Genomic DNA, 9,845 nt, shown 5'->3' on the forward strand with positions numbered 1-9,845 from the left:
ATCACTGATAACTGATAACTGATAACTGATAACTGATAACTGATAACTGATAACTGATAACTGATAACTGATAACTGATAACTGATAACTGATAACTGATAACTGATAACTGATAACTGTTAAACCGTGCCTTTAAATAAACCTTGGGGACGGAATAATAACAGCAATATCATAATTAATAAAGCCACGGCTAATTTATAATCAGAACCAATTAAGGGAACACTAATTTCTTGAGCAACACCAATAATTAAAGCCCCAGCAATCGCTCCGTAGGGATTACCAATACCACCTAAAATAACGGACGCAAACATTGGTAAGATTAAAAACCAGCCCATATTGGGACGTACTCCCCCAGTAATTAAACCGAACATACCTCCAGCTAAAGCAGTTAAAACTCCCGTGATTATCCATGTCCAGAAGACAACCCATTCGACGTTAATTCCGGTTACTCTAGCTAAATCGTTGCTGTCAGCTACGGCACGCATCGCCTTACCAATCTTAGTTTTTTGTAATAAAAAATGGAGGGCAATAATAACTATAATTGCCAAACCAATAACTAACAATCGATCAAAAGCTACTTTAATACCAAAAATTTCTGTAGCGGTCATCACAGGGAGATCGTAGCGTTGATTACTGCCGCCCCAGATCATTAAAATACCATTGCGAAGAAATAAAGCCAAACCGATGGAAATAATAATTAAAGTGGTAGAGTCAGCCCGTCGATCGCGCATAGGTTTCCATAATAATCTCTCGGCAATGAGCATGGCAATAGCTGTCACCGCTGCCCCCACCGGCATGGCTAACCAGAGATTAACCCCTTGTGCATTTACCAGCCAAGTTATGTAAGCACCTAAAGTCATAAAATCGCCGTGGGCAAAATTAGACAGACGCAAAATGCCACAGGTAAGGGTTAACCCGACAGCAGCCAGAGCAATAATACTGCCGACGGCTAAACCATTGAATAAAAGTTGCGGTGTATCCATCAAACCTCTTGTATAAATCAGAAATTGTCCTTAGAAATAGAAGTCAGGAGAGAGAAAATTAATTAACTTTTGTCTTTTACCTTATTTAACTGAAAGCTGAGGGCCTGTGGCTTAAATATTTTTGTTTAGACCAAATTACACGGCAGTATAAGCTCAGACAGCTATTATAAAGGTTTGTGTGCCAGCAATTTCTGGCGGCCGGTGGAAAGCTGACGGCTGATGACTTACTGCTATAAAATCAAGAATGCCCACTGATGGAATTTGCCGCCAATGAAGACTATCTTTCGATTAGCGATCGCTTTTTTTGCCCTACTATTTATCCTATCTCCTGTCAATGCCTTAGCTGCCAGTTCTGCTGCTGTCACAGGAGCCAATGCCAGTTATGAAAACCAGAATCTGACAGGAAAGGATTTTTCGGGACAAAATTTGCAATCTGCCCAATTTACTAACGTTAATCTGCAAGATTCTAACTTTAGCTCTGCCGATTTGCGCGGGGCAGTGTTTAACGGAGCCTCTATCATCGAAGGCAACTTTCATGGAGCGGACTTAACCAATGGGTTAGCCTATCTGAGTACCTTTAAAAATTCCGATTTAAGCGATGCCATTTTTGCCGAAGCAATTATGCTGCGCACCATTTTCGAGGGGGTAAATATCAACGGTGCTGATTTTAGTTTTGCCGTGCTTGACGCTCAACAAATCAAAAATCTCTGTGAAAGAGCCGAGGGTGTCAACTCAAAAACCGGCATCTCTACCCCAGAATCTTTAGGATGTGATCAATGATGCAAACCCGGGTTGGTGTTATTGGTGGTGGACAATTAGCATGGATGATGGCACAGGAAGCCAAGAAATTAGGCATTTCTCTAATTGTACAAACACCACACCCCGACGATCCCGCCGTTGCTTTAGCTGACGGGGTTGTCTTTGCGGAAATAGCCGACGTGGAAGGCACAAAAAAACTAGCTCAACATTGTGATCTGATCACTTTTGAAAATGAGTTTGTTAATTTAGATGCCCTAGAAGAATTAGCGGCCACAGGAGTGAAATTCTATCCTAGTTTGGCAAATCTGCGCCCCCTATTGGATAAATACGAGCAAAGATGTTATTTACGCTCCCTAGGGTTGCCTGTGCCTGATTTTTGGGCGATAGATAATTTATCCCAGCTAGAAAATTATCCTTTTCCGCTAGTGCTGAAAGCGCGACGACACGGTTATGATGGTCAAGGAACCTTTATTATCCGCACTCCTGAAGAATTAAAGGCCAAAAAGCCGCAATTAGAGCGTCTTGACTTGATGTTAGAAGCTTATATTCCCTACGAGCGAGAATTAGCCATCGTTGCCGCTAGGGGATTAACTGGGGAAATCGTCACCTATCCCGTGGTAGAAACCCATCAAGAGGAGCAAGTCTGTCACTGGGTAATCGCTCCCGCCGCTCTTAACCAATCTTTACAGGCTCAAACCGAATCTATCGCCCATCATCTGTTAAGTAGTTTGTCGGCGGTGGGTGTTTTCGGGATGGAATTATTTGTCACTTCCCAGGGAGAGGTATTGATTAATGAAATCGCTCCCCGTACCCATAATTCTGGTCATTACAGCCTTTCTGCCTGTCTTACCTCCCAATTTGCTCTACAACTGCAAGCAGTGGCTAATTTGCCCCTCGGAGCCACGGATTTAAAATCTGCCGGGGCAGTCATGGTTAATCTATTGGGTTTTGAGGATAGTGACGGTGATTATGGCGAAAAAAGAGCAGTTTTAGCGGCAATTCCAGACGCTCACGTTTTTTGGTACGGTAAGAAATCCCGTCCCGGTCGAAAATTAGGCCATGTCACCCTCTTAAGGGATACAAGCGATCGCTCTGAGTTATTGGCCCTAGCAAAACAGATAGAAAAGCTTTGGTATGGTTGTTAGGGAAGTGGGGTGTATTTTCAGTGAACAGTAATCAGTAAACAGTGAACAGTAAACAGTAATCAGTAAATAGTGAACTGATAATTGATAAAAATGTGAACTGAAACCTCACATCTGAAACCTCACATCTGATAACTGATAACTGATAACTGATAACTGATAACTGATAACTGATAACTGATTCAGCAAACCTAATTAAAAGACTTTTTTGATTGCCTCGGCCAGTTTTTGACTGATTAACTCGTTACCGTCCCTGCTGAGATGAATATTATCGATATAGAGGGAATCGGGATTAGGATGGGCTTGAAAAATGGGCAGAAAATCTAGATAAAAAATCTGCTGGTTGCCGGTGAAATCCGCTAGTCTTTGACGGGATTTCAATTCATAATCTCGCCCCTGTTTTTGAGCTTCGCGAATGAGGGGAGTGATAGCGATAATTAAACGGGCTTGATTAGCCTGAGCAAGGGATTGAATTTGGGCAAGAGCGTTTAAATTATTGCCCACTCGATCGCCTCCTTCTTGCACCGGTGGTAGGGGAGGATAACGCTTAAAATATCGATCGTACAACTCGATTAAAGCTAAAGCCGGCCGGCGATCAGGATAATTAATTTCTCGTCCCACCACCGCCGAACTAGGAGCTAAAGCGAACAGATCATCGGTGTTCATTAATAACACAATCACCTGAGATTCAAAGGTGCCGAAACGTCGCAGATAGGCCAATTGATTGCGTGGTCCCCACGAATTAGCCGAAGCATTGAGAACTTGCACTGAACCCGTCAGATTTTGGCCTAAATTTTTGGTGATTAAAGCAGCAATGGTCTCTTTTTGATCTGTCCACCAAGAGCCATTAGCGATCGAATCACCGATTAACATTATTCTCGTCGTCTCTGGAGGCCGTTGGGGTGTAATCGGATCGCTGCGCATCGAATACTGATTAACGGCGATAAAATTGGAAAAACGGCGCGTTTGTTGATTAGGAGCCAAAAGATAGCCAATTTCGGCATCAGCTTTGTAAATAAGCGGATTACCGAACCCGAAGACAATTCTTAAAATAGCCTCAAGGAGAAGGCCAAGGGCGAAAAGAACGCCTAGAATGATTAAAGACAGCCGAATGATACCAATTTCTAATAACACGGATAGATGAGAGTTAGCTAATTTATGATCCTAAAGTGTCTCATACTTTCTACATCCATCTCATGAAAAGGAGTTAAAAGCAATGTCAGACTTAAATCGTGGCATCATGAAATTCGAGGGAGCCGATAAACCGGCAGTAGTGGCGATATCGTCGATTATCGTTATCGGTAGTATTATTGCTCTGATTCTTTGGGCAATGAAAGTCGCCTACATCTAGTTAACTAAGTGGGTGGGTGGAATTAAATATAAGATGAACGTAGGTTGGTTTGAAGCATGAAACCCAACGCCCGCTCATGTTACGCTACCGCTAACCCATCCTACAAATAATTGTGCCTCCCTACTTAGAATAATTTCCCTCACTTTTGGCATCACTCGGTTTAAATTTCTGGCCATCACGATCTCACCTCTTGTCCCCTTGAGCCTGTAGGATAGGGTCAAGGGAGAAATTGCTAGTTCCCTCTATTGCGCTTGCTAGTCACACTCGACTCGAAACAGATCATCGATGAGCAGATCAACTTCTGTTTTAACAGAACTGTTGCAGTTACTCCCCCAATGGCGATCGCAGATGTACTTCAAAGCATCCCTGACCGCGCTATCCCACGCCATGGAGGATCAGGTTTTAGCGGAAGACGATCAACCATTAGTGATTGCCAGTTTTCAGCGTGAGCGCTTTTATCGTCAAGAGGCCCATCGCTATCGACGCATTGCCCACAAAAGCGGGCAAGTTTACGTTTTGTCCGCCCCAGAAACCGATTTTAAGCATAGTTCCGACGTTTACGAGACGATCGCTTTTCAACCGGACGACAGTTTAGCCAAAGAATGGCATCTAGTGGTTATCAGTCGCCATTATGCTAGTTGTTTAATCTGTCGGGAACGAACCCATCTGGTAGCCGAAGGGGAAAATAGGGCAGCTATGGATAATAATCGCCGTTTTGAGGGGATTTGGACGAGCGATCGCCATGTGAGTCAACAGGCCGCCCAAATTCTCTTAAATCATATTCTCGATTATCGTCCCGAACTGGCAGAGAAAATTAGGCGCGCTCAAGAAGAATACCTGATCTGTGAACTGACGGACAGGGATCATCAAGAGGAACCGGATCCCTTTGTCCAGCGATTGGTCACTTATTTGCAAGCGGGACAGTATAAACTGCTGAAAGCCAATCGTTCCTTGGCATCGAAAGAACACAAGGAAAGACTGATCAACTCGGTGACAGCGGCGATCCGTCGTTCCCTCGATCCGGAAGATATCCTCCAGGTGGCAGTGCGGAAATTGGGGGAGGGATTGGGAGTCTGTCGCTGCGTGGTCTATCGTTGTAAGGAAGCCGACATTAACGCCACCATCGAACACGAATTTTTAAACCCTGGCATTAGTTCCATCAAAGGACAAAAATGGCCCCTGAAAAATAATCCTCTGTTTCAGGAAGTGCTGGAATTGAGAGAATCCCTAAAAATCGAAGACGCTATTCACGATCCCCGTCTTCCCGGGGATTCCATTCAAAATCTGGTGCGGGAATGTTCCATCTATTCTTGGTTATTAGTACCGATTTTTTACCAAAGCCGTCTCTTGGGAATGTTGGAACTGCATCACTGTGGACCCTATACCACCACTTGGAAGAGCGAGGATGTCGCCCTGGTGGACGCGGTGGCCACTCAAATCGGAGTCGCTCTCATTCAAGCAGAAGCCTACGCTAATTTACAGGATTTAAATGAACAATTAGCCGCCCTCGATCGCACTCGTTCTAATTTAGTCGCCATTACCGGCCACGAATTACGCACCCCCCTGTCCACCATTCAAGTCTGTCTAGAAAGTTTGGCCTCGGAACCGGATATGCCGGCGGAAATGCGCCAAATTATGCTTGATACTGCCCTGAAAGATGCGGAACGAATGCGTAAATTAATCCAAGATTTTTTAACTCTTTCTAGGTTAGAAAGTGGCCGGGTTAATTGGAATCCCGAAGCTTTATCCTTATCGGAATGTGTGGAATTAGCCATCAGTCACGTTCACTCCCTCAATCTCGACAACGAAAACCCCAAAATTAGCAATCTTGTCCCCCCTAATCTGCCCTTTGTTTTAGCCGATGGCGAGTGGTTAGTGGAATTACTCTCCAAACTTCTCGATAATGCCTGTAAGTTTACCGGACGGGAGGGAAATGTCTCGATCGAAGTCGCTTTGGGAAAGCCAAAAACTCTAGAAGTCACCATTTCTGACACCGGACGCGGGATCGAACCCAATCGTTTAGAACAGGTTTTTGATCGCTTTTACCAAGAGGAAGGAGCCCTGCAACGCAGTGCCGGGGGAACTGGTTTAGGACTGGCTATCTGTCGTCAGATCGTCAATGGTTGGGGCGGCGAAATTTGGGCAGAATCCCGGGGCAAAAATCACGGCAGTCAGTTTCATTTTACTATTCCAATATTTAAAGATAAAACTAACAATAATCCCCCAAATACCGCTCCGAAAAAATCCCCCCGTCGTGCTGCCAGTAAACGTAAATAGCGGCCGGTTGCCCGTTTAGTTTTGGCTCTCTACTCGTGACTTCCTATGCCTTTTCTTCATCAAAAACTAAACAAAAAAGCATTAAAAAAGAAGCATCCAATCCCCAGGATATATAATAAACTTAAAAGAGTAATCAATTAGTCGTTTTTAGGTGAAAAAATTATGGGACGTGCCAAGAGAGTGGTTTTAGCTTATTCCGGAGGAGTCGATACTTCCGTCTGTATTCCCTATCTCAAACAGGAATGGGGAGTAGAAGAAGTGATTACCCTAGCCGCCGATTTAGGACAGGGAGACGAATTAGGACCGATTCAAGAAAAGGCTCTGCGCTGCGGAGCGATCGAATCCTTAGTAGTCAATGCTCAAGAAGAATTCGTCAAAGAATACGCTTTTCCCTCAATTCAAGCTAATGCTCTCTACGAAAATCGTTATCCCCTTTCTACCGCCCTGGCTCGTCCTTTAATCGCTAAATTATTAGTAGAGGCCGCCGAGAAATACGGGGCCGATGCCGTCGCTCACGGTTGCACCGGCAAAGGTAACGATCAAGTGCGTTTTGATGTGGGCATTATGACCCTCAATCCTAGTTTAAAAGTTCTCGCTCCCGCCAGGGAATGGGGCATGAGCCGGGAAGAAACCATCGCCTACGGGGAAAAATTCGGGATCGAGTCTCCTGTGAAAAAATCCTCGCCTTTTAGTATCGATCGTAACCTGTTGGGGCGCAGTATTGAAGCCGGTCCCTTGGAAGATCCGATGACGGAACCCCCGGAAGAAATCTATTTAATGACCAAAGCGATCGCCGATACTCCCAACGAGCCGGAATACGTCGATATCGGTTTTAATCAGGGGATTCCTGTCAGTTTAAACGGAGAAAATCTCGATTCTGTCACGCTAATTAGTCAATTAAATGACCTAGTGGGTAAACACGGTGTTGGTCGTTTAGATATGATCGAAAACCGGGTAGTGGGAATTAAATCCCGAGAAATTTACGAGGCCCCGGCTTTATTAGTTTTAATTGATGCTCACCGGGACTTAGAAAGTTTGACTTTAACTGGAGATGTTACCCAATATAAACGGGGAATTGAAGATACCTACGGACAGTTAATTTATAAAGGATTGTGGTACAGTCCCTTAAAGGAAGCGATCGATGCTTTTATCCTCAAAACCCAAGAACAGGTAACGGGATCGGTGCGAGTCAAACTGTTTAAAGGTAACGCTAAAGTGGTCGGTCGTCAGTCAGTCAATTCTATCTATTCTCCCGATTTAGCTACCTACGGAGCCGAGGATCAATTTGATCATAAAGCTGCTGAAGGTTTCATCTATGTTTGGGGATTACCCAGCAAAGTTTGGGCCGAAAAAACTAGAGGGAAGTAATCAACAATTCTCCCCTAAGTAAGTGGGTGTTAATTCAGATCCCCCCAGCGATCAACACCCCCCTTATCAAGGGGGGAAGGGGGGATCGGCACCCCCCTTATCAAGGGGGGAAGGGGGGATCAACATCCTTATTAAGGTAGGGTTGATTCACGAATCAACCCCCAAGGTAGGGTTAATTCATGAATTAACCCTACTATGGGCGAAGGGGGGATCAGCACCCTTATCAAGGGGGGAATCAACAAAAATTAAATTTGAACCAGACTCGATAACTGATTTAAATTTGATCACCGATTTTATCAGACTTAGGATTGTTAATAAAATTAAATATAACTAATGAAATTACTTTTTTAGAACCATGCCAGCAAAAGATATTTACCATGAAGCCGTGAAAAATGCCTTAATTAAAGACGGTTGGAGTATTTTAGCTGATCCTTATAAAATTAAATATAAAGATGTTGAATTTTTGCTGATTTAGCAGCAGAAAAACCTCTGGCTGCTGAAAGAAATGGACGTAAAATTGTTGTGGAAATCAAAAGCTTTTTAAGTCCCTCACCTATGAGAGATTTTGAAATAGCTTTAGGACAGTATATTTTATATCGAAATTTAATCAGTCTTACCGAACCAGAATATCAAATTTATCTAGCCATTAAAGACAGCATTTATGAAAATTTTTTCCAACGAGAATCAATTCAGGCTATTGTGAAAATAAATCAATTACTTTTGCTGGTTGTTGAGATGGAAAAGGAGAAAATTTTACGATGGATAGACTAAAAAAATATCGCAATGCCATTAAAAAAGTATTAACAGAATATCACGAATGGGTTTCTGGTTCTGCTAATTTAGATCAAGAAAGTTGTCTGGTTTTTGACGAGATACATGATCAGTATTTTTGGCTTTTTATGGGTTGGGAAGGCAAGAAAAAAATCAGGAATATTCAAGTCCATATTAGGATTAAAAATGAGAAGATTTATATTGAGGAGGATTGGACAGAGGAAGGTATCGCTACGGAATTATTAAGGGAGGGTATTTCTAAAGAAGATATAGTTTTAGCTTTTTACGATCTGGAAACTCGTAAGTTAACAGGGTTTGCCGTGAGTTAAGTTATCGGTAAATCTTGCCTCGAAATCTGAGGTTGATAAAAGAAGCTTAAAGGAGCTATTCTGTTACTTTTGAACCATTTTATCCCTATAGGTAACAAAAATTTGAGTTATAATTATAATATCTCTATAAACCAGCATAAAAAAAGCTTATGGCTATTTCAATTACTTTAACTTTACCTGATGAGATTTTTAATCTAGCTCAATCCTTAGCCCATTCAATTAACCGTGATCTTAATGATATATTAGTAGAAGCGATCGCTTTTTCTATTAGTCCCAATTATCAAGGCGAAAAAATCTCATCCCTAAATTCATTATCAGATGAAGAAATTATCAAATTAACTCAATTACAAATGGCATCAGAACAGGATCAAAGATTAAGCGAGTTGCTCAATCAACAACAAGAGAGAGATTTATCAACCTTTGAAAATACGGAACTTTGGTCATTGATGCAAATTTATCAAATAAACTTGTTAAAGAAGTCTCAAGGATTAAATGAAGCGGTTAAAAGAGGATTAATTTCACCCTTAGAAGCATGAATCCCAGCCCTATTCCCGACTATATTAAAGATAAAATTCGCCAACAGGCCAATACTAAATCTGGTTATTAAAAACTGATTATTTATTCCCCCTTTTGCATGAGGTTCTCTCCTTTATAAGCAGCCTATACTCAACGGATTTAGTATAATTGCTGATTGTCGGTATTCCTGCAAATGTAAGATGCACCAGGTCAATTTATTGCGGGGGAACCTATACTTTGCACGGCTACAACTTGCATTTTTTACTCAAGGACAATAATATAGTTTAAGAGTCATAATTAGAAGCAAAGCACTCATTAAAAACATGATTAACCTAGAATTCACGGAAGA

The 9,845-nt window shown here is 42.4% G+C and carries 9 protein-coding genes and 1 pseudogene; 8 read left to right on the top strand and 2 right to left on the bottom strand.

The window, feature by feature from the left end; translation table 11 throughout:
- Positions 1-119: 119 nt before the first annotated feature.
- Entirely contained in the window at positions 120-983 is an 864-nt protein-coding gene (locus EWV66_RS12635) for a branched-chain amino acid ABC transporter permease (RefSeq protein ID WP_052278260.1), read from the bottom strand.
- Between the two features lie 270 nt (positions 984-1,253).
- Here EWV66_RS12635 and EWV66_RS12640 point away from each other — a divergent pair, with 270 nt between their 5' ends.
- On the top strand, positions 1,254-1,763 hold the full coding sequence (locus tag EWV66_RS12640) for a pentapeptide repeat-containing protein (RefSeq protein WP_041803611.1): 510 nt from the start codon (positions 1,254-1,256) through the stop codon (positions 1,761-1,763).
- Complete coding sequence (locus EWV66_RS12645; protein ID WP_052278259.1) at positions 1,760-2,887, top strand: 5-(carboxyamino)imidazole ribonucleotide synthase; 1,128 nt, start codon at positions 1,760-1,762, stop codon at positions 2,885-2,887. Before EWV66_RS12640 ends, EWV66_RS12645 begins: the two co-directional genes overlap by 4 nt.
- A 192-nt stretch (positions 2,888-3,079) precedes the next feature.
- Here the strand turns inward: EWV66_RS12645 and EWV66_RS12650 are convergent, their stop codons facing one another.
- Positions 3,080-4,018, bottom strand: coding sequence for an SGNH/GDSL hydrolase family protein (locus tag EWV66_RS12650; protein WP_052278258.1), 939 nt, complete (start codon positions 4,016-4,018; stop codon positions 3,080-3,082).
- 82 nt (positions 4,019-4,100) lie between these two features.
- Here EWV66_RS12650 and EWV66_RS12655 point away from each other — a divergent pair, with 82 nt between their 5' ends.
- The 6 genes and pseudogenes from EWV66_RS12655 to EWV66_RS12680 all read left to right on the top strand — a co-directional run bounded on the left by EWV66_RS12655 (position 4,101) and on the right by EWV66_RS12680 (position 9,516).
- Positions 4,101-4,235, top strand: a complete 135-nt coding sequence (locus tag EWV66_RS12655; RefSeq protein ID WP_002736350.1) for a hypothetical protein — start codon at positions 4,101-4,103, stop codon at positions 4,233-4,235.
- 285 nt (positions 4,236-4,520) lie between these two features.
- Positions 4,521-6,512, top strand: a complete 1,992-nt coding sequence (locus tag EWV66_RS12660) for a DICT sensory domain-containing protein (RefSeq protein ID WP_185237509.1) — start codon at positions 4,521-4,523, stop codon at positions 6,510-6,512.
- Between the two features lie 162 nt (positions 6,513-6,674).
- Positions 6,675-7,880 (top strand): argininosuccinate synthase, encoded by a 1,206-nt coding sequence (locus tag EWV66_RS12665; protein ID WP_002736083.1) that lies wholly within the window; start codon positions 6,675-6,677, stop codon positions 7,878-7,880.
- Between the two features lie 355 nt (positions 7,881-8,235).
- Positions 8,236-8,651, top strand: a pseudogene (locus EWV66_RS12670) (XisH family protein).
- A complete protein-coding gene (locus tag EWV66_RS12675) occupies positions 8,639-8,980 on the top strand; it encodes a XisI protein (RefSeq protein WP_002780558.1) in 342 nt (113 codons plus the stop codon). Before EWV66_RS12670 ends, EWV66_RS12675 begins: the two are co-directional and overlap by 13 nt.
- A gap of 149 nt (positions 8,981-9,129) precedes the next feature.
- Complete coding sequence (locus EWV66_RS12680) at positions 9,130-9,516, top strand: hypothetical protein (protein ID WP_052278256.1); 387 nt, start codon at positions 9,130-9,132, stop codon at positions 9,514-9,516.
- The last annotated feature ends 329 nt before the right edge of the window (positions 9,517-9,845 follow it).

Origin of the sequence: Microcystis sp. M_OC_Ca_00000000_C217Col (assembly GCF_007095585.1) — a bacterium.
Classification (GTDB): Bacteria; Cyanobacteriota; Cyanobacteriia; order Cyanobacteriales; family Microcystaceae; genus Microcystis; species Microcystis panniformis.

What these genes read in the sequence shown, in the direction of transcription:
- EWV66_RS12635 (WP_052278260.1), bottom strand. Translation starts at nt 983, where the DNA reads ATGGATACACCGCAACTTTTATTCAATGGTTTAGCCGTCGGCAGTATT.
- EWV66_RS12640 (WP_041803611.1), top strand. Translation starts at nt 1,254, where the DNA reads ATGAAGACTATCTTTCGATTAGCGATCGCTTTTTTTGCCCTACTATTT.
- EWV66_RS12645 (WP_052278259.1), top strand. Translation starts at nt 1,760, where the DNA reads ATGATGCAAACCCGGGTTGGTGTTATTGGTGGTGGACAATTAGCATGG.
- EWV66_RS12655 (WP_002736350.1), top strand. Translation starts at nt 4,101, where the DNA reads ATGTCAGACTTAAATCGTGGCATCATGAAATTCGAGGGAGCCGATAAA.
- EWV66_RS12660 (WP_185237509.1), top strand. Translation starts at nt 4,521, where the DNA reads ATGAGCAGATCAACTTCTGTTTTAACAGAACTGTTGCAGTTACTCCCC.
- EWV66_RS12665 (WP_002736083.1), top strand. Translation starts at nt 6,675, where the DNA reads ATGGGACGTGCCAAGAGAGTGGTTTTAGCTTATTCCGGAGGAGTCGAT.
- EWV66_RS12675 (WP_002780558.1), top strand. Translation starts at nt 8,639, where the DNA reads ATGGATAGACTAAAAAAATATCGCAATGCCATTAAAAAAGTATTAACA.
- EWV66_RS12680 (WP_052278256.1), top strand. Translation starts at nt 9,130, where the DNA reads ATGGCTATTTCAATTACTTTAACTTTACCTGATGAGATTTTTAATCTA.